This window comes from Streptomyces sp. NPDC058001, from assembly GCF_042886315.1.
Taxonomy (GTDB): Bacteria; Actinomycetota; Actinomycetes; order Streptomycetales; family Streptomycetaceae; genus Streptomyces.
Window position 1 is genome coordinate 355,683 of sequence record NZ_JBHVQT010000010.1, and the last position, 22,932, is coordinate 378,614.

A 22,932-nucleotide genomic window follows, 5' to 3' on the forward strand; every position below is an offset into this window, starting at 1 on the left:
GAGACTGGTGTCATGACTCCCACGACGGAGACCATGGTCGGAATCGGCGGCGCCGCGGACAGCACCGACATGGTGCTCAACATCGGACCGCAGCACCCGTCCACGCATGGCGTGCTGCGGCTGCGGATCGTCCTGGACGGCGAGCGGATCCAGCACGCCGAGCCGGTCATCGGCTATATGCACCGGGGTGCCGAGAAGCTCTTCGAGGCGCGTGACTACCGGCAGATCGTGATGCTGGCCAACCGCCACGACTGGCTCTCCGCGTTCTCCAACGAACTGGGCGTCGTCCTCGCCGTCGAGCGGATGCTCGGTATGGAGGTCCCCCCGCGCGCGGTATGGACGCGCACGCTGCTCGCCGAGCTGAACCGGGTGCTGAACCATCTGATGTTCCTCGGCTCCTATCCGCTGGAACTCGGCGGTATCACGCCCGTGTTCCACGCCTTCCGGGAACGCGAGGAACTCCAGGCCGTGATGGAGGAGGTCTCCGGCGGCCGGATGCACTACATGTTCAACCGCGTCGGCGGCCTCAAGGAGGACGTGCCCGCCGGCTGGACCACCCGCGCGCGGGAGGCCGTCGCGTCGGTCCGCTCCCGCATGGACATCTACGACCGGCTGGTCCTCGGCAACGAGATCTTCCGCGCCCGGACCCGGGGCGTCGGTGTCCTGTCACCGGAGGCCGTGCACGCGTACGGCGTGAGCGGGCCCATCGCGCGCGCGTCGGGCGTCGACTTCGACCTGCGCCGCGACGAGCCGTATCTCGCGTACGGGGAGCTTCAGGACACCCTGGAGGTCGTCACGCGCGCGCAGGGCGACTGTCTCGCCCGGTTCGAATGCCTGCTCGCCCAGTCGCACAACTCCCTCGACCTCGCCGACGCCTGTCTCGACCGGATCGCGGAGCTGCCGCCGGGGCCGATCAACCAGCGGCTGCCGAAGGTCCTCAAGGCACCCGAGGGCCACACGTACGCCTGGACCGAGAACCCGCTCGGCATCAACGGCTACTACCTGGTGTCCAAGGGCGAGAAGACCCCGTACCGGCTGAAGCTGCGGTCCGCCTCGTTCAACAACATCCAGGCGCTGACCGAGCTGCTGCCGGGGACGCTCATCGCCGACATGGTGGCGATCCTCGGGTCACTGTTCTTCGTGGTCGGGGACATCGACAAGTAGGCCATCGACACGTAGGCGATCGACAAGGAGGCCATCGGCGAGTACGTCGCCGGTGACCAGGTCGTCCAGGAGGCCCGGCGGGGGTCCCTCCGGGAATCCGACGGGCTGGAGAAGCCACCCGAAGTCGCCCAGGCCACCGGGCGCCGTCAGCTCCGCCGCCGCGCCCGCGCGCGAGAGCGCCCGTACGTACCCGGCCGGGTCGCTCGACGCCAGGGACAGCGGCGGACGGCCGCCCCGCACGCCCAGGGCCCGCAGCGCGGCCCGCTGGCTCGTCAGCCGCCCGCCCGGCAGCGCGCACGCGTCAAGGGCGACATGCGCCGTGATGTCGCGGGAGCCGTCCGGTACGGGTGCCGTCTCGCGGCCCGCGAGGAAGCCGGTGAGTGTGCCGAAGGGCGGCCGGGCAGCGGCGGTGTGGGCGTAGTCGACGGCGACCGCGAGCCCGCGCGTGAGGGTCCCGACCGCGGCGGCCCACGCCTCGTCCCGCGGCCGGCCGATCTCGGCCCGTAGCCCGGGTTCCGGGCGCCCGGAACCCGGGCCCGGCGCCAACGGCCACCAGCGCGCCAGCCAGGCCGCGTCCGCCCCTGTCGGCGGCTCCCCGAGCGTCTCGGTGCCGTCGCGGTGGACCCGTACGAGACGGGGGACACCGTCCGTGTCGACCTCGACGGCGTCCAGGGGGACGTTGTCCAGCCACTCGTTCGCGAAGAACAGACCCTCTACGGCGGCCGGTGGGTCCGTACGCCACTCGACGCGGGGGTCCAGTCCCGGGGGACGGTCCGCGCGCTCGACGGCGTACCCACGCGCGCGGGCGGCCACCTCGGCGGGCAGCGCGGCCAGCACCCCCGTGACGAGTTCGCCGTGGCCCGCGCCCATGTCCACGAACGCCACCTCGGCGGGGTGCCCGAGCGCCGCGTCCACCCGGCACAGCAGCCGCGCCACCGCCCGCGCGAACAAAGGCGACGCGTGCACCGACGTACGGAAGTGCGCCGCCGGACCCTCAGGGTTCCGGTAGAAGCCCGACGGCCCGTACAGCGCCTCATCCGCCGCCTCGCGCCACCCTCGCGCGCCCCCGTCGCCCTCCGGGCACGCGCCCCCCGTGTCATCCGTCACGCGGCCAGGCTAAGCGCAGAGGTCACGGTGGCCTCCACCTTGGGGAGTACGTCCGCCGGTTCCGGATCGATCCTCCGGTTGACCCCCGGGCGCCACACGGCTACCTACGCTGGGTTACGTGCAGCGCCTCTACGACTTCCTCCGCAGACACCCGACGTGGGTCGACAGCTTCTGGGCCGTCATCCTGCTCGGGATCACCGGCGTGAGTCTGATCCAGACGGTGAACACCCCGCCGCACAGGGAGCCCGTGGCGTCGGTGCTGATCGCGGTGGTGCTGTGCCTGGTGGTCGCGCTGCGGCGCAGGATGCCCGAGCGCATGCTCGTCCTGGCCGCCTCCATGGGCGTCCTTCAGCTCATCCTCGACGTGCCCTCCATGGCGGCCGACTTCGCGATGCTGGTGATCATCTACACCGTCGCGGCGGACGGCGCCCGCTGGGCGTCACGGTTCGCCCTGGCGGGCGGTCTGATCGCGGCCCCGCTGGCGCAGCTGCGCTGGCCCGAGCAGAACACAGGTCCGGTGGGCCAGGTCCTGGTCACCGTCTTCATGGTCGTGCCGTTCGCGCTGGCCTGGGTGCTCGGCGACTCCATCCGCACCCGCCGCGCCTATCTCGCGCAGCTGGAGGAGCGGGCGGCGCGCCTGGAGAAGGAGCGCGAGGCGCAGTCCAAGGTCGCCGTCGCCGCCGAACGCGCCCGCATCGCGCGCGAGCTGCACGACGTGGTCGCCCACAACGTCTCCGTGATGGTGGTCCAGGCCGACGGCGCCGCCTATGTCCTGGACACCGCACCCGACCAGGCGCGCAAGGCCCTGGAGACCATCTCGGGCACCGGCCGGCAGGCACTGGCCGAGATGCGGCGTCTGCTGGGCGTGCTGCGTACGGGGGAGCGCGAGGAGGGCGGCGAGTACGTGCCGCAGCCGGACGTCGGGCAGCTGGACGAACTCATCGAGCAGGTGCGGACGGCGGGGCTGCCCGTCGACTACAAGGTCGAGGGGACCCCGCGCCCGCTGCCCAGCGGTGTCGAGCTGACCGCGTACCGCATCGTGCAGGAAGCCCTCACCAACACCCGCAAACACGGCGGGCCGAACGCCGGCGCCAGCGTGCGCCTGGTCTACTTCGACGACGGCCTCGGGCTGCTTGTCGAGGACGACGGCAAAGGCGCACCGCACGAGCTGTACGAGGAAGGCGGCGCGGACGGTCAGGGCCACGGTCTGATCGGTATGCGCGAGCGCATCGGCATGGTCGGCGGCACGCTGGACGCCGGGCCCCGGCCGGGCGGAGGCTTCCGTATCAGCGCCCTGCTGCCGCTGAAAGCGGCCCACTGACGTCCATGTGTTCCATAGGTCCATGAAGGGATCCCCATGCCCCCGATCAGGGTGATGCTCGTCGATGACCAGGTCCTCCTGCGCACCGGCTTCCGTATGGTGCTCGCCGCCCAGCCGGACATGGAGGTGGTGGCCGAGGCGGGCGACGGCGTCGAGGCCCTCCAGGTGTTGCGCGCCGCCGACGTCGACGTGGTCCTGATGGACGTCCGTATGCCGAAGCTGGACGGCGTCGAGACGACCCGCCGGATCTGTTCGGACCCGAACCCTCCGAAGGTGCTCATCCTCACCACCTTCGACCTGGACGAGTACGCGTTCTCCGGGCTGAAGGCCGGGGCGTCCGGTTTCATGCTCAAGGATGTGCCGCCCGGCGAGCTGCTGGCCGCGATCCGCTCGGTGCACAGCGGTGACGCGGTGGTCGCGCCGTCGACCACACGACGGCTCCTGGACCGCTTCGCGCCGATGCTCCCGTCGACGGGCGCGCAGCCCCGGCACAAGGAGCTGGAACGCCTCACGGAGCGCGAGCGCGAGGTCATGATCCTGGTCGCCCAGGGCCTCTCCAACGGCGAGATCGCCGCCCACCTGGTCCTCTCGGAAGCCACGGTGAAGACCCACGTGGGCAGAATCCTGACAAAGCTGGGCCTGAGGGACCGGGTCCAGGTGGTGGTACTTGCTTACGAGACGGGTCTGGTCCGAGCGGGCGGCCCGCACCAGTAACGGCGCGGCCCCGCGCCGAGGCGGGCTCGTGCGCCAAAGGCGGGTCGGTTCCGGCTTTCCCTGGGCCGGGCCCGCCCCCTAGGGTCACGACATGCTCCTGTGGATCAACGGCCCCTTCGGTGGCGGCAAGACACAGACCGCGCACGAGATACAGCGGCGGCTGCCCGGCAGCGTCGTCTGCGACCCCGAGCTGCTCGGCTTCGGCCTGCACCGGATGATGCCCCCCGAACTGCGCGGCGACTTCCAGGACCTGCCCGCCTGGCGCCAGGGCGTCTACGAGGTGCTCGACCTCGCGCTGACGAAGCACGACGGAGTCGTGATCGTTCCCATGACGGTCACGGACCCGACGTACTTCGCGGAAACCGTCGTACGGCTGCGCGAACGCGGCCATGACGTACGGCACTTCTCCCTTCTCGCCGACCCGGAGACCGTCCTGCGGCGCCTGCGGGAACGCGGCATCGGGCGCCTCCTCCAGCGCGTCGGCGGCAAGGACGCCCCGCTGCGCCGCGAGAGCTTCGCCGTACGCAGGCTCGACGACTGCCTGGCGCGGCTGCGCGAGCCCGAGTTCGCGGAACACCTCTGGACCGACGACACCACGGTCGCCAAGACGGCCGACCGCATCGCCGTGCTCGCGGGGCTGACCCTCACCCCGAACCGGGACGGCCTCCTGCGCGGGCGGCTGCGCAGGACCTGGACGAGCCTGCGGCACATCCGCTTCGACTGAGAGTCTTTCGCGGGCCGCTGACGGTCCGTCAGCGCAGCACGCTCTCCAGGAAGTCCGAGCCGAGCCGCGCCACCACGGTGACATCCAACTGGTGCTGCGCGTACCGCCCGCGCCGCCGTGTGGTGATCAAACCCGCCTTCTTCAGCACCGCCAGATGGCGCGACACCTCGGGCGCGCTGATCCTGTGCGCGTGCGCCAACTCGCCGGTGGTGTACGGCGCGCGGGCTATGTTCTCGCAGATGCGCAGCCGGATCGGGTGCGACAGGGCCTCCAGGCGCCGCTCCAGCAGCTCCACCGACGCCGGCACGCGCAGTTCCGGCGCGGCCATCGGATAGAGCACGACCGGGCGCCAGCCGGGCGCGTGCAGCACCATCAGATGCGGCCAGCCGAAGTGCGACGGTACGAGGGTGAGCCCGGCGCCGACGGTGGGGTCCAGCGCGGTGGTGGTGCTGTGCGCCAGCTTGTCCGCCGTGATCCGGGTCCCCGCCTCGTCCACCGAGAGGGCGGCCGATACCGCTGTCAGCGCCTCCGGCAGCCCCTTGCGCCGCAGTACTTCCGTCTTGTGCCGGGCGTCGGCCGCGAGCTGGATCCGAACCCGCTGCCAGGTGTCCGCGAAGAACGCCTCGTCGCAGTCCTCGAACAACCGCCGCAGCCACGCGCGCACGGTGCCCGGGTCCCGCAGGAGCCGCGACGCGAAGTCGACCTGGCGCGGCCCCCGAGACGCCGCCCGCTCCACCGCCTGCCGCCGGCGCACCGGGTCGACGAGCGAGGACGGCCCCACGAGTGCGTAGTGCGGACCGCAGGCGAACTCCAGGGCGGCGTCCACGAACCGCTCGTCGTCGAGGCGGTCGAGCAGGTCCAGATCCTCGGCGAGCGTCGCCCCCGGCCCGCCGCCCCGCCCGGCCAGCCCGGCGAACGGCAGGAAGATGTCCGAGAACGTGGTCCGCCACAGGAAGTCCACCTCGCTGAGGCGGTCCGCGAGGTCCGGCTTGAGCGACGCCGAGGTGGCCGTGGCCCAGCCGTGCAGCCCCGGGTGGTGTCCGGGCTCGGCCAACGCGTGCAGCGCCATGCCCAGCTCCGTCAGCGGCGACGTCTCGAAGACGATCCGCTCCGGCGGCAGGCCCGCGATCTCGATGCTCACGCTCATGACCTCATGGTGCACCCGCCCACTGACAACGCGACCGTCGATTGACGGGCCCCGTCAATCCGCGTGACCGCCGTCCGCTCCGGGAGGAGTGTCGGCACTGTCCCGCCGGGCCGCCGCCCGGACCGGGCGCCCTGCCGAAGAGGACGAGAGGTGTACGCCATGGGCGTCACGGAGCAGTACGCACTGGACCTGTACCGGGCCCGCCGGCGCGAGGAACCCCTGCCGCCCGCCCCCGGCAGATACGACTGGCGGACCGTCCGCGAGCTGCGCGAGTACGGGCACTTGCGCCGGGTGGTCGAGCGCCGCCCCGCCCCCCGCCGCCGTCGCCACGCGTTGACCCGCCCGCTGACCGACGCGCTGACCCGCCTGCTGACCCGGCGCCGCCGTACGCCGTGACCCCGCGCGCGTACGGTCACCGTGTCCCGATCGCTCCGCCATCAAGCCGCCATCAAGCCGCCGTCAATCCGTCGTCACTCCGCCAAGCGCCCCACGAAGTCCGCCACCGCCTTTGTCACGTCCCCCGCCGTCCACTCCAGACCGGCTTCCGCCACGGTGACCTCGGCGAACGAGACCCCCGGCGGGCCGCTGGGGAACCAGCGCCGGAACAGCGAGGTCCCGGTCTCCTCGGCCTGCCGTACCGCCGCGAGGGACAACAGGTCGGCGTCGTACGGAAGCCACACCCGGAACTCGTGCGTGTGCGGCGCCTCGGGGTGCACCCGGGCCCAGGGCACGCCCGCGCGCGCGAAGCCGTCCCGCAGCGCCGCGGCGACGACCTTGGCGTGCGCCACGTACTCCGGGAGCCGCGGCAGCTCACGGTCGAGCCCGATCAACGCGGCCAGGGCCGTCGGGAACTGCTGGAAGATCTGCCCGCCGTACCGGTGCCGCCAGGTCCTGGCCTCCTCCACCAGGGACTCGGGCCCGGCCAGGGCGGCGCCCCCGATGCCGTTCAGCGACTTGTAGAACGACACGTACACGCTGTCCGCGAGGCCCGCGATCTCGTCCAGGGGCCGCCCGAGGTGCGGGGTGCACTCCCACAGGCGCGCACCGTCGATGTGCACGACGGCGTCCCGCGCGCGTGCCGCGTCGACCACGTCCGTCAGCTCGTCCCACGTCGGCAGCAGGAACCCCGCGTCCCTGAGCGGCAGTTCGAGCATCAGTGTCCCGAAGTGCTCGGGGAAGTCGGCCACCTCGTCGGCGGTGGGCGGGCGCCGCTCGGCGGTGAGGTGCACCGTACGCAGCCCGCTCACCGCGCCGAGCGCGCCCCGCTCGTGCACCTCGGGGTGGGCCAGCGGGTGCATCGCCACCGTCGCGTTTCCCGTACGCCCCGCCCAGCAGCGCAGCGCGACCTGCTGCGCCATCGTGCCGGACGGGAAGAAGACCGCGGCCTCCTTGCCGAGCAGATCGGCGACCCGGCGCTCCACGGCACCGACCACACCGTTCCCGTACAGATCCACGGCGTCGTCCAGGTCGTACGCATCGCCCGCCGCCGACGCGAGGTCGGCCAGCCGCTGTCCCACCGTGGCGTCGATCCCCTGCCGGGCCAGGATCCGGTCGGCGCCTCGCAGCGCCGCGAGCCGGCGTACGCGCTCCCGCTCTTCCGATTCGCTCATGACTCGATCATGGCGTACGGGTGTGCGGCTGACCACAGCCTGTGGACGACGGACGGCTGGCCCCGGGCAATCGCGTTAGCATGACGAGAAATCGTCCGGTACCCCGAGCGGACTGGAACGAAAGGCCGTCGACGAGTGAACACACCTCAACAGCCCGACCCCAGGGACCGCCCCGCGCGGCTCTCGGTGGGGGTCGTCGGCGCGGGCCGGGTCGGCCCCGCGCTCGCCGCGTCGCTCCAACTGGCCGGGCACCGACCGGTGGCCGTCTCGGGGGTCTCCGACGCCTCCGTGCGCCGTGCGGCGCTGCTGCTGCCCGATGTGCCCGTCGTGACGCCCGCGCAGGTCATGGAGCGTGCCGACCTGGTCCTGCTGACCGTCCCCGACGACGCCCTGCCCGGCCTGGTCGAGGGCCTGGCCGAGACCGGTGCGGTCCGCCCGGGACAGCTCGTCGCGCACACCTCGGGCCGGTACGGCGCGCGGGTGCTTGACCCGGTGCTGCGGGCCGGTGGACTGCCGCTGGCGCTGCATCCCGCGATGACGTTCACGGGCACCCCGGTCGACGTGCAGCGGCTCGCGGGGTGCTCCTTCGGGGTCACCGCGCCCGACGAACTGCGGTTGGCCGCCGAGGCCCTGGTCATCGAGATGGGCGGCGAACCGGAATGGATCGCCGAGGAGTCCAGGCCGCTCTACCACGCGGCACTCGCGCTCGGCGCGAACCATCTGGTCACCCTGGTCGCCGAGGCCATGGAACTGCTGCGCGCGGCAGGCGTCGAGGCCCCCGACCGGATGCTCGGCCCGCTCCTGGGCGCCGCGCTCGACAACGCCCTGCGCTCCGGTGACGCCGCTCTGACGGGCCCCGTCGCGCGCGGGGACGCCGGTACGGTCGCCGCGCACGTCGCCGAGTTGCGCAAGCACGCGCCCGGCACCGTCGCGGGCTATCTCGCGATGGCACGGGCCACCGCCGACCGCGCCCTCGCGCACGGACTGCTCAAGCCGGAACTCGCCGAGGACCTGCTCGGTGTGCTCGCCGACGGCGGGAACGGAGCCGCGTCATGACCGCACTCGTGCACACCGCCGCCGCACTGCGCGCCCAGGGAACGGACACGGGTGACACCGGTACGCGCGCGGGGCGTGGCCGGCGGGCCGTCGTCATGACCATGGGCGCCCTGCACGAGGGTCACGCCACCCTGATCCGCTCGGCCCGCCGACTCGCGGGCCCGGCCGGCGAGGTCGTCGTCACGGTCTTCGTGAACCCCCTCCAGTTCGGCGCGGGCGAGGACCTCGACCGCTATCCGCGCACCCTCGACGCCGATCTGAAGATCGCCGAACAGGCGGGCGCCGACGTCGTGTTCGCGCCCGCCGTGGACGAGGTCTACCCGGGCGGCGAACCCCGGATCCGCATCACGGCGGGCACCCTCGGCGAGCGGTACGAAGGGGCGTCCCGTCCGGGGCACTTCGACGGCATGCTCACCGTCGTCGCCAAGATGCTGCACCTGACCCGCCCGGACGTCGCCCTGTTCGGGCAGAAGGACGCCCAGCAACTCGCCCTGGTCCGCCGCATGGTGCGCGACCTCGACTTCGGCGTGGAGATCGTCGCCGTCCCCACCGCGCGCGAGGACGACGGCCTGGCCCTGTCCAGCCGCAACCGCTATCTGTCGCCCACCGAGCGGCGTACGGCGCTGGCGCTGTCCCAGGCCCTGTTCGCGGGACGCGACCGGCACGCGGCGCAGGAGGCCCTTCGCGCGCGTGCCGCGCTGGAAACCACCACGCAGGCGCGCGCGGACGCGCTGGGCGCGCTGGGCGAGTCCCGCGCGGCGGCCGACGCGCACGCCGTCGCCACGGCGCTGCCCGGCACCCCCGAAGCGGTCCCCACCCCCGAAGCGGTCCGCGCGGCGGCCCGGCTCGTCCTGGACGAGGCCGCCCGCCGCCAACCGCCCCTGGAACTCGACTATCTGGCACTCGTCGACCCGTCCGACTTCAGCGAGATCGCCGACGGCCACACCGGCGAAGCGGTCCTCGCGGTCGCCGCGCGCGTCGGCGCGACCCGGCTGATCGACAACCTGCCCCTGACCTTCGGAGCCGCCTCGTGACCGGCACAGCGATTCCGGAAACCCCGGGGACACCGGAAGCCTCCAGACCGCCCGGAACCCCCGCGGCGACCGGCATACGGCTGCACGCCCCGGCGCCCGGCTGGTCCCTCACCGCCGACGTCGTCGTGGTCGGCTCCGGCGTCGCCGGGCTCACCGCGGCCCTGCGCTGCGCGGCGGCCGGACTGCGGACCGTCGTCGTCACCAAGGCCCGCCTTGACGACGGCTCCACGCGCTGGGCGCAGGGCGGTATCGCGGCGGCGCTCGGCGAGGGCGACACCCCCGAACAGCACCTGGACGACACCCTCGTGGCGGGCGCGGGCCTGTGCGACGAGGACGCCGTACGGATCCTCGTCACCGAGGGGCCCGACGCGGTGCGCCGGCTCATCGACACGGGCGCCCACTTCGACGAGTCGGCCGACGGCGATCTCGCGCTGACCCGTGAGGGCGGCCACCACCGCCGCCGTATCGCGCACGCGGGCGGTGACGCGACCGGCGCCGAGATCTCCCGCGCGCTGGTCGACGCGGTCCGCGCGCGGGGCATACCGACCGTCGAGAACGCGCTCGTCCTGGACCTCCTGTCCGACGCCGAAGGCCGTACCGCGGGCGTCACGCTGCACGTCATGGGCGAGGGCCAGCACGACGGTGTCGGAGCCGTGCACGCGCCCGCCGTGGTCCTCGCGACCGGCGGCATGGGCCAGGTGTACTCGGCGACCACGAACCCGTCCGTGTCGACCGGCGACGGCGTCGCGCTCGCCCTGCGCGCGGGCGCCGAGGTCAGCGACCTGGAGTTCGTGCAGTTCCACCCCACGGTGCTGTTCCTCGGCGCCGACGCGGAGGGCCAGCAGCCCTTGGTGTCCGAGGCGGTACGCGGCGAGGGCGCCCATCTCGTGGACGCTGACGGCGTGCGCTTCATGACCGGGCAGCACGAACTCGCCGAGCTGGCACCCCGGGACATCGTCGCCAAAGGCATCATGCGCCGGATGCAGGAGCAGGGCGCCGAGCACATGTACCTCGACGCACGGCACTTCGGCGCCGACATGTGGGAGCACCGCTTCCCGACGATCCTCGCCGCCTGCCGGGCGCACGGCCTCGACCCGGTGACCGAGCCCATCCCGGTCGCGCCCGCCGCGCACTACGCCTCCGGCGGCGTCCGCACCGACGCGTACGGCCGCACCACCGTGCCGGGGCTCTACGCGTGCGGGGAGGTCGCCTGCACCGGTGTGCACGGCGCGAACCGGCTCGCCTCGAACTCCCTCCTCGAAGGGCTGGTCTACGCCGAGCGCATCGCGGCGGACATCGCCGGGACCGGCCTCCACGCGCGCGTGCCGGTGCCAGTCGCGCACCCCCGCACCCCCGCGCATCCGCTGCTCGCGCCGGAGACCCGGTTCGCGATCCAGCGGATCATGACCGACGGCGCCGGCGTACTGCGGTCCGCCGCGTCGCTCGACCGGGCCGCCGAGCAGCTTCAGCGGCTGCACACCGAGGCGAAGGACGCGCTCGCCGAGCACGGCAAGACCGCCGAGCCCGGCGTCGACACCTGGGAGGCCACCAACCTCCTGTGCGTGGCCCGGGTCCTGGTGGCCGCCGCGCAGCGCCGCGCGGAGACCCGGGGCTGCCACTGGCGTGAGGACCACCCGGACCGCGACGACACGGCGTGGCGGCGCCATATCGTCGTACGCCTCAACCCGGACCGCACGCTCGCCGTGCACGCGACCCCGACCCAGGCGCTCCCGCCCACCCGCACGGAGCCCTCGACCCGTCCCCAGGAGCAGTGAGCCGTGAGTACCCCCGACCTTCCCCTCGTTCCCGCCGGTGGCTGCGGCGACGGCTGCGGCTGCGCCGGAGGTGACGGGGCCGTCGACACCGAAGGCACCGACGCCGCCGAGTGCGGCCTCGATCCTGCGCTCGCCGCGCTCCTCGCCGACGCCGGGCTCGACCCGGTCGAGGTCGAGGACATCGCCTACCTCGCGATCGACGAGGACCTGGACGGCGGCGTGGACGTCACGACCGTCGCCACCATCCCCGAGGACACCGTCGCCACCGGTGACTTCACCGCGCGCGAGGCGGGCACCGTCGCCGGGCTGCGGATCGCCGAGGCGGTCATCTCCATCGTGTGCACCGACGAGTTCGAGGTCGAGCGGCACGTCGAGGACGGCGACCGGGTCGAGGCCGGGCAGAAGCTGCTCAGCGTCACGACCCGCGCCCAGGACCTGCTGACCGCCGAGCGCAGCGCCCTCAACCTGCTGTGCCGGCTGTCCGGTATCGCGACCGCCACGCGCGCGTGGGCCGACGCCCTGGACGGCACCAAGGCGCGCGTGCGGGACACCCGCAAGACGACGCCGGGGCTGCGGTCCCTGGAGAAGTTCGCGGTGCGTTGCGGCGGCGGCGTCAACCACCGCATGTCGCTGTCGGACGCGGCCCTGGTCAAGGACAACCACGTGGTCGCGGCGGGCGGCGTCAGCCAGGCGTTCAAGGCGGTACGGGAGACCTTCCCCGAGGTGCCGATCGAGGTCGAGGTCGACACGCTGCACCAGCTCCGCGAGGCCGTCGACGCGGGCGCCGACCTGATCCTCCTGGACAACTTCACGCCCGGCGAGACCGAGGAGGCCGTCGCCCTGGTGCACGGCCGAGCGACCCTGGAGTCCTCGGGCCGCCTCACGCTGGACAACGCGCGCGCGTACGCGCGCACCGGCGTCGACTACCTCGCCGTGGGCGCCCTCACGCACTCCTCGCCGATCCTCGACATCGGCCTGGACCTGCGCGGGGCCGACACCGAAGCCGACGCCGAAGCCGGGGCGGAGTAGCACCATGCTGCTGACGATCGACGTGGGCAACACCCACACCGTGCTCGGCCTGTTCGACGGCGAGGAGATCGTCGAGCACTGGCGCATCTCCACCGAGGCCCGGCGCACCGCCGACGAACTGGCGGTCCTGCTCCAGGGCCTCATGGGCATGCACCCGCTGCTCGGCGAGGAACTCGGCGACGGCATCGACGGCATCGCCATCTGCTCCACCGTGCCGTCCGTCCTGCACGAACTGCGCGAGGTCACCCGCAGGTACTACGGCGACGTACCCGCCGTCCTCGTCGAACCGGGCATCAAGACCGGGGTGCCGATCCTGATGGACAACCCCAAGGAGGTCGGCGCGGACCGCATCATCAACGCGGTCGCGGCGGTCGAGCTGTACGGGGGCCCGGCGATCGTCGTCGACTTCGGCACGGCGACGACGTTCGACGCGGTCTCCGCGCGCGGGGAGTACGCGGGCGGGGTCATCGCACCCGGCATCGAGATCTCCGTCGAGGCGCTCGGCGTACGCGGTGCCCAGCTCCGCAAGATCGAGCTGGCCCGGCCGCGCAGCGTCATCGGCAAGAACACGGTCGAGGCCATGCAGTCGGGCATCGTGTACGGGTTCGCCGGCCAGGTCGACGGTGTGGTGACCCGCATGGCGCGCGAACTCGCCGACGACCCGGACGACGTCACCGTGATCGCGACGGGCGGCCTGGCGCCGATGGTCCTGGGCGAGGCGTCGGTCATCGACGAACACGAACCCTGGCTGACGCTGATCGGGCTCCGCCTGGTCTACGAACGCAACATCTCCCGGACCTGACGCCGGCCCCGGCCGACCTGGCCCCGTGCCGCCCCCGCCGGGCGCAACACCCGCACCGCGATGAGCGGATTTTGTCTGATTAGCGCGTATCGTCACGGCATGCCCACGCCCTACGGATCACGCGGCGGCATGGCGTTCGGTGTGGAGGAGCTTCGTGTGCTCCGTCGCGCCCTCGCTCTTGCCCTCCACCCGAGTCCCGCCTCCGCAGAGGACGTCCAGGACTGTCTCCGGCTCGCCGGGGCCGTCGACGAGGCGGCCCGCGAGGGCGCCCGGCTCCGCGCCTTCCTGCTGGCCGACCTCGCCCGCTACCGGGCCGCCCTGCCCGGCACCGTGAGCGGGTATCTGGCGCTCCTGGAGGACGTACTCGCCGCCGGCTACCAGCCCGTACCCGACGATCTCGCCGCCCTGCGCGCGCTGCGCGGGAACCCGGCCGCCGCCGCGCTCCTGGAGCGCTGCCGCGACCTCGCTGAGACGGCGGTCCGCGCCAAGCTCGCGGGCCGCGCCGTGCCCGGCGGCCGGGCGGCCGGGGGCACGGTCACCCGGCGGGTCACGGTCCCCGCGTCCCGTGCCCGCCTGACGGCCCTCCCCGGCGGTCTGTCGGCCGTACTCACCGCTCCCGGCGTATCGGGTCCCGCCCGCGCGTACGGCCCCGTACAGGCCGACAGGAAGCCGTCGGACAAGCCCGCGCCGAAGCCTCAGGAGGAGCCCGCCCCGCAGCGCCCGGTGCCCACCCCGGCCGAGGTCTTCCCGCCCCGCAAGCGCCCCGCGCCCCCGGCCGAGCCGAAGAAGCCCGACCGCACCCCCGACCGCGCGCCGGACCGCGACACCGCTCCTGAGGAGAACCCGCCGCAGCAGCTCGCGGCCGGGTAGCTACCCTGAGGGCATGGACTATGTCTCCGCGCTCGTGCCCCCCGTAGTCATGGCGGTGTTCTTCATCGGTCTGATCGTCACGATCGTGAAGACCCAGGGCGGCGCCAACAAGGCCAAGGAGGACGCGGCCGTCGACGGCGCCATGGCCCGCGCCGAGGCGGTCCGCCAGACCTCGCGCGACACCTGAGCCGACCGCGTCACCGCGTAACCACCTGGCGGTCAGGGCCCGCACCCAGGGCGTACGACTCATCGGAATTCCGAGTCGTACGCCCTTTTTGTCCCCCTATGCCACGTTCGTCGCGTCATCGTTGGATTCTGCTACTAGGGTGCAACTGTGCCTCGCCCCTTGGGAGAACTCGAAGACGCTGTCATGACGCGGGTCTGGAAGTGGAACCGCCCGGTGACCGTTCGAGAAGTCCTGGAAGACCTTCAGCAGGAACGCTCCATCGCCTACACGACCGTGATGACCGTTCTGGACAATCTCCATCAGAAGGGCTGGGTCCGGCGCGAGGCGGAAGGCCGTGCCTATCGATATGAGGCCGTCTCCACACGGGCCGCGTACGCCGCCGCACTGATGAACGACGCATGGTCCCAGAGCGACAACCCGGCGGCGGCTCTCGTCGCCTTCTTCGGGATGATGTCCCCGGAACAGCGCGAAGCTCTGAGCGATGCCGTACGGATGGTGCAGGGTCCCGAGAACCCGGCGTCTTCCCAGAACCCGAATCCCCCGGAGAACCCGGAGGAGAACCCGGAGCAGAACCCCGACGAGAACCCCGACTCCTCGCGTGCGGAGGACGGGCGATAGCGTCCGCACATGGCAGCACAGCTCCCCGAAGTCCCCACGAAAGCGGTCACCGTACGCCGGGCCAGGACCAGCGATGTCCCCGAGGTGCGCCGACTCCTCGACTCGTACACCGCCAAGCGGATCCTGCTCGACAAAGCCACGGTCACGCTTTACGAGGACATCCAGGAGTTCTGGGTCGCGGAACGGGACGACAACGCGCAGGTCGTGGCCTGCGGCGCACTCCATGTGATGTGGGAAGACCTCGCGGAAGTCCGCACTCTCGCGGTGAACCCCTCGGTCAAGGGCTCGGGTGTCGGTCATCAAGTCCTGGAGAAGCTGCTACAGACCGCCCGCTGGCTCGGTGTTCGACGCGTTTTCTGTCTCACCTTCGAAGTCGACTTCTTCACGAAGCACGGCTTCGTGGAGATCGGTGAGACTCCCGTCGACACCGATGTGTACAGCGAGCTGCTGCGTTCCTATGACGAGGGCGTCGCCGAGTTCCTCGGACTCGAACGGGTGAAACCGAACACCTTGGGCAACAGTCGGATGCTCCTGCATCTGTGATCGATCGGTACGGGTATTCCCGCACCTGTCCGTGCCCACGTGCCCTATGTCCGAAACGCGCATGTTTCCGGGCTTCTCGGCTCGGTTCGTCACTCCCAGGGGTTTGTGTTTTTCCGGCAAAAGCGGTTTGCTTTCCGACGTACTGCTGTACTGCATATAACAAGGGACGGCGAATCAGCGGCCGAGCCGCACGGACCGACCCGCACGTTATCGATGAAAGGAAATCCAGTGGCACAGAAGGTTCAGGTCCTTCTTGTCGATGACCTCGACGGCGGCGAGGCGGACGAGACCGTGACGTTCGCGCTGGACGGCAAGTCATTCGAGATCGACCTCACCACGTCGAACGCGGACAAGCTTCGCGGTCTTCTTGAGCCCTATGTGAAGAGCGGCCGGCGCACCGGCGGCCGGGGCGCGGGCGGCCGTGGAAAGGCGCGTGCGGCGGCTGCGGCCGGCGGCGGCCAGGACACGGCGCAGATCCGCGCGTGGGCGAAGGACAACGGCTTCGACGTGAACGACCGGGGCCGGGTCCCCGCGAACATCCGTCAGGCGTACGAGGACGCCCACCGCTGATCCCGGGCCCGCCCGAGACGGACCCGATGGCACTGAGTCGCCGCCGTGTCCACCAGACGCACGAGATCGGGGGCGCCCCCACCGCCCCCCTGGGTCGTCGGCGCCGCCAGGAACGGCGGGGCCGGCAGCGTCGGCTCCACCGCACGTCCGGGCTCCGGGGGGCGCAGCCATACGGCAGCCCCCCGCGGACCCGCCCACCCGCCCGGCACCGGCCAGCCCGGAGGCAGGGGCGCGTCGATGCGCCCGCCCGCACCGATCGCCGCGAGATCGAGCGGCAGGGTGCTCCACTCCAGCCAGTCGAGCAGCCCCGGCAGCTCCTCCGCGCTCCCCGCGGCCACCAGCAGCCACATCCGCCGCCCCCGCACCGCCACCGGGCACCGGAGCCGCAGCCGCCGCAGTACCTCCCGGCCCGCGTCGGCCGGCATCTGAAGAACGTCGAAGCGCAACCCCGTCAGCAGTTGGGCGGGCCGGGTGGGCGTGCCGCACACCGCCGCCCAGCCGAGCATGTCTTCGTACCACCGCCGCACCGGGTCTCCCGAGGAGAGCGGCCGACGCGGATGCGGGACGGTGAGTTCCATGTCCCCGCCAACCGCCGAAACGGTCCTGCGGTTACGCAACGTGCCCTACCGTATGCACAGAGTGGTCGAAATGGGGGCGTGCGGGAGTGGGCGGGCGCGCAAGGTTGTTCGCCCGTAGCGGAGGGAACCCGGGTACGCCGCATGGACTGTCCGTAGCTGCGGGTAAGACATCCCTAGTGGGAGGGGCGACACGCAAGTCCGAAGCAGCCTCACGTTCGCCATCGGCGTAGTGGCGACGGGGGTAAGTACCTGGCCTGCGGGAACATCGTCTCGCACCATCGGGTTGGAGCAATTGTCGGCGTTCCGGGTCGGGAGGCCATCCACGGGTGTCGGCAGTTGGAATGAGCGGTCCCCGCTTGCGGGACTAAGCTGCGGAAGGACAGGGAGGGGACCGACCCCTTACTGCCTGACCGCTCTGAGGAGCGATTAACGATGTTCGAGAGGTTCACCGACCGCGCGCGGCGGGTTGTCGTCCTGGCTCAGGAAGAAGCCCGGATGCTCAACCACAACTACATCGGCACCGAGCACATCCTCCTGGGCCTGATCCACGAGGGTGAGGGTGTCGCCGCTAAGGCCCTGGAGAGCCTCGGGATCTCTCTGGAGGCGGTCCGCCAGCAGGTGGAGGAGATCATCGGCCAGGGCCAGCAGGCCCCGTCCGGGCACATCCCCTTCACCCCCCGTGCCAAGAAGGTCCTGGAGCTTTCGCTCCGCGAGGCCCTTCAACTGGGCCACAACTACATCGGCACCGAGCACATCCTGCTCGGCCTGATCCGTGAGGGCGAGGGCGTCGCCGCCCAGGTCCTGGTCAAGCTGGGTGCCGATCTCAACCGGGTCCGGCAGCAGGTCATCCAGCTGCTCTCCGGCTATCAGGGCAAGGAGACCGCCACGGCCGGCGGTCCTGCCGAGGGCACGCCCTCCACGTCCCTGGTGCTCGACCAGTTCGGCCGCAACCTCACCCAGGCGGCCCGCGAATCCAAGCTCGACCCGGTCATCGGGCGCGAGAAGGAGATCGAGCGGGTCATGCAGGTGCTGTCCCGCCGCACCAAGAACAACCCGGTGCTCATCGGCGAGCCCGGCGTCGGCAAGACCGCCGTCGTCGAGGGCCTGGCGCAGGCCATCGTCAAGGGCGAGGTGCCCGAGACCCTCAAGGACAAGCACCTCTACACCCTCGACCTGGGCGCCCTGGTCGCCGGCTCGCGCTACCGCGGTGACTTCGAGGAACGCCTGAAGAAGGTCCTCAAGGAGATCCGCACCCGCGGCGACATCATCCTGTTCATCGATGAGCTGCACACGCTCGTCGGAGCGGGCGCCGCCGAGGGCGCGATCGACGCGGCCAGCATCCTCAAGCCGATGCTCGCCCGTGGCGAACTCCAGACCATCGGTGCCACCACGCTCGACGAGTACCGCAAGCACCTGGAGAAGGACGCGGCCCTTGAGCGCCGCTTCCAGCCCATCCAGGTCGCCGAGCCGTCGCTGTCGCACACCATCGAGATCCTCAAGGGCCTTCGCGACCGGTACGAGGCCCACCACCGCGTCTCCATCACGGACGACGCCCTGGTCCGGGCCGCGACCCTGGCCGACCGGTACATCTCGGACCGCTTCCTGCCGGACAAGGCGATCGACCTGATCGACGAGGCCGGTTCCCGGATGCGGATCCGCCGGATGACCGCGCCGCCGGACCTCCGCGAGTTCGACGAGAAGATCGCGGGCGTGCGCCGTGACAAGGAGTCGGCCATCGACTCCCAGGACTTCGAGAAGGCGGCGTCACTCCGCGACAAGGAGAAGCAGCTGCTCGCGGCGAAGGCCAAGCGCGAGAAGGAGTGGAAGGCCGGCGACATGGACGTCGTCGCCGAGGTCGACGGCGAGCTGATCGCCGAGGTCCTCGCGACGGCCACCGGCATCCCCGTCTTCGAGCTGACCGAGGAGGAGTCCTCGCGTCTGCTGCGCATGGAGGACGAGCTGCACAAGCGGGTCATCGGCCAGAAGGACGCCATCAAGGCGCTCTCGCAGGCGATCCGTCGTACGCGCGCGGGTCTGAAGGACCCCAAGCGCCCCGGTGGTTCGTTCATCTTCGCCGGCCCGTCCGGCGTCGGTAAGACCGAACTGTCGAAGACCCTCGCCGAGTTCCTGTTCGGTGACGAGGACGCGCTGATCTCCCTCGACATGTCGGAGTTCAGCGAGAAGCACACGGTGTCGCGTCTCTTCGGCTCGCCCCCCGGCTATGTGGGGTACGAAGAGGGCGGCCAGCTGACCGAGAAGGTCCGCCGCAAGCCGTTCTCCGTCGTCCTCTTCGACGAGGTCGAGAAGGCCCACCCCGACATCTTCAACTCCCTGCTCCAGATCCTGGAGGACGGTCGCCTGACCGACTCCCAGGGCCGGGTCGTGGACTTCAAGAACACGGTCATCATCATGACGACCAACCTCGGGACCAGGGACATCTCCAAGGGGTTCAACCTGGGCTTCGCCGCCCAGGGCGACACCAAGTCCACGTACGAGCGGATGAAGAACAAGGTCAACGAAGAGCTGAAGCAGCACTTCCGGCCCGAGTTCCTCAACCGTGTCGACGACACCGTGGTCTTCCACCAGCTCACCGAGGAAGACATCATCCAGATCGTCGACCTCATGATCGTCAAGGTGGACGAGCGCCTCAAGGACCGCGACATGGGCATCGAGCTGAGCACCGAAGCCAAGTCGCTCCTGGCCAAGAAGGGGTACGACCCGGTCATGGGCGCCCGGCCGCTGCGCCGGACGATCCAGCGTGAGATCGAGGACATCCTCTCCGAGAAGATCCTCTTCGGCGAGCTGCGCCCCGGCCACATCGTGGTCGTCGGCACGGACGGTGAGGGCGAGACCAAGACCTTCACCTTCCGGGGTGAGGAGAAGACGGCACTGCCGGATGTCCCGCCGATCGAGCAGGCGACGGGCGGCGGCGCCGGGCCTAACCTGAGCAAAGAGGCGTAGCCCTTCGCGGGCGGCGTGACCAGTGGGGCTGCCCCTGGGACTTCGGTTCCGGGGGTGGCCCTCTTTTTTGTCCCCACCCACCCGCCCTTTTTCCCTCGGGGGTTACGCCTGGAGAGTCGCGTTTGGGGGGATGCCGCGGAGGCGGGAGCGGGTGGTGTGGGTTCCGTTGATCTGGAGCGTCGTGAGGAAGGGGAAGTGGTTCGGGATTCTGGACAGGTCGACCGCTTCGGTCGCGTCGGTGAAGTCGTTGAGGTACAGCGTCCGCAGGCCGGGCAGCCTGAGTGATGCCGGGATCTCGGTGCAGCTGTCCACACTCATCGCGAGATGACTCAAATGGGGCAGGTCTGCCAGAACCGACCAACCGTCATCGGAGTCGAGGTCGGTCAGCGCGTCGAGGGTGAGCCTGCGGAGTTCCCGCCAGGAATCCAGTCCTCGTGTCACGAGATGCGCTTCGTCAAGGAAGATGCCGCGCGGAGCGAGCCCGGTCGGCGCAGACAAGTCCAGAAGGTTTTTGCAGTGCAGGAGGGCGACCTCGATCACCGAGTCTGCGCCCCGCAAGAAGTCGAGATCCACCGGGTATTCGTTGTCGGTGATGAGCAGGTTGGTGGGTGCGAACCGCCCGACATGCACGGCGATGTGATCCGTTTCGAAGGGGCCTTTGAACTGGATCTCCGGCCGTCCTCCCATATCCTCCAGCGCCCTGAGCTGAGCCTCGTCCCGTACGGTGAAGTGCAGCCCCTCCGGGTCGAGTTCCCCGATCACCTCCTCCGCGTACCGCTCCGTGTCGAAGCGCGACCAAGCCCAGACGAGTTGGGAGCGGACCTTCAGGGACGGGTGGCGGGCGAAGCGTGCCAGGTACGGGATCGCCGCCTCCGAGTCCACGTGGGACGCCGCCACGACCGTCAGGCGGGCCTCCTCGTCGGTCAGGTTGTCCGGGGGCGGCAGGAGGTCCAGTGCGAGGGGGCCGACCGAGGCCAGGTCCCTCGCGGCCTGTTCGGAGACCGGGGGAACGAACACGCCGACGTGGAACTCGACCTGTTCCCTGACCCCCGGGTCCAGTTCCGTCGCGTGTTCCAGGCAGGCCGCGGCCAGGAGGAAGACCCTTTGCTGTACGAGACGGTCCGCGTCGATGCCCGCCGTCAGCAACCCCTCCAGAATCTCCGCCCGTTCCCGTGGCCGTCCATGCGCCACCGCCATCCGGATCACGTCCTCCCACTGGTCGTCCGCCGCGTGGTCCGTCAGTAGGCCGATGTCCCACACCTCTACGGCCGCTCGGGCGCCCAAGTAGTCCTGGAAGGTGCGGTGGACGAAGTCGACGGCGCCCGGGGCGGGTTCCCTCAAAAGGCCGCTGCGGAGCAACAGGTGGGAGAAGACCGTGGCCGCGTCGCCCAGTGCCGCCGCCTCCGGTACCGACGGGAGCGCGTCGCCGATGATCCGTTCCGCGTGGGTGCGGTCGAGTTCGGTGCGGCCGTTGCGGATCAGCCAGTACGCGAGGCGCTGGAGCAACTGCATCTGGGGTTCCTGGCGGAGCCCCACGCCCGTTGCCGTCAGGTCGCGTTCACGGTCCCGGCGGGTCAGGAGCATCGCGAGGGCGGCCTCGTACAACTCCTTGCGGCCGTGCGGGAGATAGCCGCGGCGGTCGCGGTGCAGGGCGCAGATCAGGCCGCACATCAGCGGGTTGGTCGCGAGCCGGCCGAGGTCCGCCTTGGTGCGGACGGCGGTCAGCAACTGCCGCTCGTACGTGTCCAGGAGGCCGCCGTCGTCGGGGGCGCCGGTGCGGGCCGCGTCGTGCCAGCGGTGGATGAACGCCGTCACGTCGGTCGGGCTCATCGGTGAGAGCGTCAGTTCGGTGAAGCCGTCGTCGGCGAGCCAGTTCTCGCGTACGGCGGACGGGCGCGAGGTCACCAGCCAGCGGTTTCCCGGGTACGCGGTGATCAGGCCCTGGAGCCAGGCCCGGGTGCGCTCCCGCTCGGTGTCGGGGATCTCGTCCATGCCGTCGACCAGGACGAGCCCGCGCCGGGCACCGAGTACCCGGTCCGCCCAGCCGTCGGGCTGCGCTCCGCCGAGCGGGGAGTCGGCGGCTTCGAGGAACCGTTCCGGACCGGGGAGCCGCTCACCGTGCCGGATCAGGGTGCGCAGCGGCAGCACGAAGGGGACCAGGCCGTGCAGATACGCGAGGGGGCCGTCCGGTGCGGCACGGGTCGCCGAGACCGCGAGCCACTGCACGAGTGTGGTTTTGCCGGAGCCGGCCACACCACGGAGCAGGACCTTGTCGTGGGCGGCGAGGATCTGGTCGGCGGGACGGGGGGACGGTGACCATACGATTCCCCCGTGCTTCAAGGGGATCGTCGGATCCGGATGCGGCGGGCGGTCCAGCCACCCCGTCACCTCCAGACTCAGATACGCCACATCCAGCGGCCAAGCCCCCGGCGAATCCGTCAGGTCGATGCCGTAGATCATCAACTTGCCGTGTCTGCCCGTGAGATACGTCCCGTACCGGCGCTCGAACGAAGCGTCCCGGGCGTCGCGTCGCGGCATCCGGGTGATCAACTCGTCCAGTTTGGCGATGAGTTCGGCCTGGCTTCGGCTCTGCTCCACCAGGGTGCGGGCGACGAAGGTCGAGCGCTGAGTGAAGAAGTGCAGGATGTGCAGGCAGGCCCACTCGACGGCCGAGGCGAGGAAGACCGAGGCGTCGGCGGAGAGGCCGGAGGCGGGGTCGGAACCGGAACCGAGGGAGTGGGCCAGGAGCGTACGGGCCAGTTCCCGGTGGCCCAGGCGGACCGCCTGCACGTCGTCCATGTCGAGGTCACCGAGCCCGAGCAGCGTACGGGCCAGCGCGTCGCCGACCGCGGTCTCCTCGTCGGCGGGGAAGGGCCGCTCGCCGGGGGAGCCGACCGCCCGGTCGACCAGGCGGCCCGCGAGCTTGCGGACGTCCTGGTCGGTGAGGGTGCGCCGCTCGCCGCGGAAGGAGACATAGGAGGAGAGCCGGATCGGCCGGTCCACCAGGCCCGCGCCCGGCCCTTCGGCCACGAACAGCTTCTTGACCAGCGGTGATATCGCGCTCGACGCCAACCGCGTGCCGAGTACTGCCGGGTCCATCTGGCGTCCCCCCGAAGGCCGCG

21 protein-coding genes are annotated in these 22,932 nt (G+C 71.3%); 16 read left to right on the forward strand and 5 right to left on the reverse strand.

Translation table 11 applies throughout. The features are described from left to right. The first annotated feature begins 12 nt into the window (after positions 1 to 12). A complete protein-coding gene (locus ACFVT5_RS26380) occupies positions 13 to 1,164 on the forward strand; it encodes an NADH-quinone oxidoreductase subunit D (RefSeq protein ID WP_389892818.1) in 1,152 nt (383 codons plus the stop codon). Here ACFVT5_RS26380 and ACFVT5_RS26385 read toward each other — a convergent pair. Further along, entirely contained in the window at positions 1,129 to 2,271 is a 1,143-nt protein-coding gene (locus tag ACFVT5_RS26385) for an SAM-dependent methyltransferase (RefSeq protein WP_389892821.1), read from the reverse strand. The genes ACFVT5_RS26380 and ACFVT5_RS26385 overlap by 36 nt on opposite strands. A gap of 118 nt (positions 2,272 to 2,389) precedes the next feature. Between ACFVT5_RS26385 and ACFVT5_RS26390 the strand changes: the two genes are divergently transcribed. The 3 genes from ACFVT5_RS26390 (at position 2,390) to ACFVT5_RS26400 (ending at position 5,030) form a co-directional block, all read left to right on the forward strand. Next, positions 2,390 to 3,592 (forward strand): sensor histidine kinase, encoded by a 1,203-nt coding sequence (locus ACFVT5_RS26390; RefSeq protein ID WP_389892824.1) that lies wholly within the window; start codon positions 2,390 to 2,392, stop codon positions 3,590 to 3,592. Positions 3,593 to 3,628: 36 nt separating this feature from the next. Further along, positions 3,629 to 4,306: a response regulator gene (locus tag ACFVT5_RS26395; RefSeq protein WP_389892827.1), complete on the forward strand. Its 678-nt coding sequence runs from the start codon at positions 3,629 to 3,631 to the stop codon at positions 4,304 to 4,306. 91 nt (positions 4,307 to 4,397) lie between these two features. Continuing rightward, a complete protein-coding gene (locus tag ACFVT5_RS26400; RefSeq protein ID WP_389892830.1) occupies positions 4,398 to 5,030 on the forward strand; it encodes an AAA family ATPase in 633 nt (210 codons plus the stop codon). 28 nt (positions 5,031 to 5,058) lie between these two features. Here ACFVT5_RS26400 and ACFVT5_RS26405 read toward each other — a convergent pair whose 3' ends face one another. Then, positions 5,059 to 6,177 carry a DUF5937 family protein gene (locus ACFVT5_RS26405; RefSeq protein ID WP_389892833.1) on the reverse strand — a complete coding sequence of 373 codons (1,119 nt, stop codon included), beginning with the start codon at positions 6,175 to 6,177 and terminating at the stop codon, positions 5,059 to 5,061. 159 nt (positions 6,178 to 6,336) lie between these two features. Here ACFVT5_RS26405 and ACFVT5_RS26410 point away from each other — a divergent pair, with 159 nt between their 5' ends. Next, positions 6,337 to 6,573, forward strand: a complete 237-nt coding sequence (locus ACFVT5_RS26410; protein ID WP_389892836.1) for a hypothetical protein — start codon at positions 6,337 to 6,339, stop codon at positions 6,571 to 6,573. Between the two features lie 74 nt (positions 6,574 to 6,647). On the opposite strand, the gene ACFVT5_RS26415 is transcribed toward ACFVT5_RS26410, so the two are convergent. Further along, complete coding sequence (locus ACFVT5_RS26415; protein WP_389892839.1) at positions 6,648 to 7,787, reverse strand: threonine aldolase family protein; 1,140 nt, start codon at positions 7,785 to 7,787, stop codon at positions 6,648 to 6,650. Positions 7,788 to 7,922: 135 nt separating this feature from the next. Here ACFVT5_RS26415 and ACFVT5_RS26420 point away from each other — a divergent pair, with 135 nt between their 5' ends. The 10 genes from ACFVT5_RS26420 (at position 7,923) to ACFVT5_RS26465 (ending at position 16,271) form a co-directional block, all read left to right on the forward strand. After that, positions 7,923 to 8,843, forward strand: coding sequence for a Rossmann-like and DUF2520 domain-containing protein (locus tag ACFVT5_RS26420; RefSeq protein ID WP_389892842.1), 921 nt, complete (start codon positions 7,923 to 7,925; stop codon positions 8,841 to 8,843). Beyond that, positions 8,840 to 9,877: a pantoate--beta-alanine ligase gene (panC, locus tag ACFVT5_RS26425; protein WP_389892845.1), complete on the forward strand. Its 1,038-nt coding sequence runs from the start codon at positions 8,840 to 8,842 to the stop codon at positions 9,875 to 9,877. The genes ACFVT5_RS26420 and panC overlap by 4 nt, the downstream gene beginning before the upstream one ends. An 11-nt stretch (positions 9,878 to 9,888) precedes the next feature. Continuing rightward, positions 9,889 to 11,652 carry an L-aspartate oxidase gene (locus ACFVT5_RS26430; RefSeq protein ID WP_389892996.1) on the forward strand — a complete coding sequence of 588 codons (1,764 nt, stop codon included), beginning with the start codon at positions 9,889 to 9,891 and terminating at the stop codon, positions 11,650 to 11,652. Positions 11,653 to 11,655: 3 nt separating this feature from the next. Beyond that, the gene (gene nadC, locus ACFVT5_RS26435; protein ID WP_389892848.1) at positions 11,656 to 12,681 is read left to right on the forward strand and encodes a carboxylating nicotinate-nucleotide diphosphorylase; all 1,026 of its coding nucleotides are present in this window, start codon (positions 11,656 to 11,658) and stop codon (positions 12,679 to 12,681) included. Positions 12,682 to 12,685: 4 nt separating this feature from the next. Further along, positions 12,686 to 13,483: a type III pantothenate kinase gene (locus ACFVT5_RS26440; protein WP_389892851.1), complete on the forward strand. Its 798-nt coding sequence runs from the start codon at positions 12,686 to 12,688 to the stop codon at positions 13,481 to 13,483. Between the two features lie 129 nt (positions 13,484 to 13,612). Continuing rightward, positions 13,613 to 14,353, forward strand: a complete 741-nt coding sequence (locus ACFVT5_RS26445; protein WP_389892999.1) for a hypothetical protein — start codon at positions 13,613 to 13,615, stop codon at positions 14,351 to 14,353. Positions 14,354 to 14,366: 13 nt separating this feature from the next. Then, positions 14,367 to 14,540 (forward strand): hypothetical protein, encoded by a 174-nt coding sequence (locus tag ACFVT5_RS26450; RefSeq protein WP_389892854.1) that lies wholly within the window; start codon positions 14,367 to 14,369, stop codon positions 14,538 to 14,540. A gap of 183 nt (positions 14,541 to 14,723) precedes the next feature. Beyond that, entirely contained in the window at positions 14,724 to 15,158 is a 435-nt protein-coding gene (locus tag ACFVT5_RS26455) for a BlaI/MecI/CopY family transcriptional regulator (RefSeq protein ID WP_389892857.1), read from the forward strand. 9 nt (positions 15,159 to 15,167) lie between these two features. Further along, positions 15,168 to 15,701 (forward strand): amino-acid N-acetyltransferase, encoded by a 534-nt coding sequence (locus tag ACFVT5_RS26460; RefSeq protein ID WP_389892860.1) that lies wholly within the window; start codon positions 15,168 to 15,170, stop codon positions 15,699 to 15,701. Between the two features lie 228 nt (positions 15,702 to 15,929). Continuing rightward, positions 15,930 to 16,271: an Lsr2 family protein gene (locus tag ACFVT5_RS26465; RefSeq protein WP_389892863.1), complete on the forward strand. Its 342-nt coding sequence runs from the start codon at positions 15,930 to 15,932 to the stop codon at positions 16,269 to 16,271. Here the strand turns inward: ACFVT5_RS26465 and ACFVT5_RS26470 are convergent. Next, positions 16,244 to 16,849, reverse strand: a complete 606-nt coding sequence (locus ACFVT5_RS26470) for an SCO3374 family protein (RefSeq protein WP_389892866.1) — start codon at positions 16,847 to 16,849, stop codon at positions 16,244 to 16,246. The two genes, ACFVT5_RS26465 and ACFVT5_RS26470, sit on opposite strands and share 28 nt — an antisense overlap. Before the next feature lie 432 nt (positions 16,850 to 17,281). Here ACFVT5_RS26470 and ACFVT5_RS26475 point away from each other — a divergent pair, with 432 nt between their 5' ends. After that, complete coding sequence (locus ACFVT5_RS26475; protein ID WP_389892869.1) at positions 17,282 to 19,810, forward strand: ATP-dependent Clp protease ATP-binding subunit; 2,529 nt, start codon at positions 17,282 to 17,284, stop codon at positions 19,808 to 19,810. A gap of 102 nt (positions 19,811 to 19,912) precedes the next feature. On the opposite strand, the gene ACFVT5_RS26480 is transcribed toward ACFVT5_RS26475, so the two are convergent. Then, complete coding sequence (locus ACFVT5_RS26480; RefSeq protein ID WP_389892872.1) at positions 19,913 to 22,909, reverse strand: NACHT domain-containing protein; 2,997 nt, start codon at positions 22,907 to 22,909, stop codon at positions 19,913 to 19,915. Positions 22,910 to 22,932: the final 23 nt, after the last annotated feature.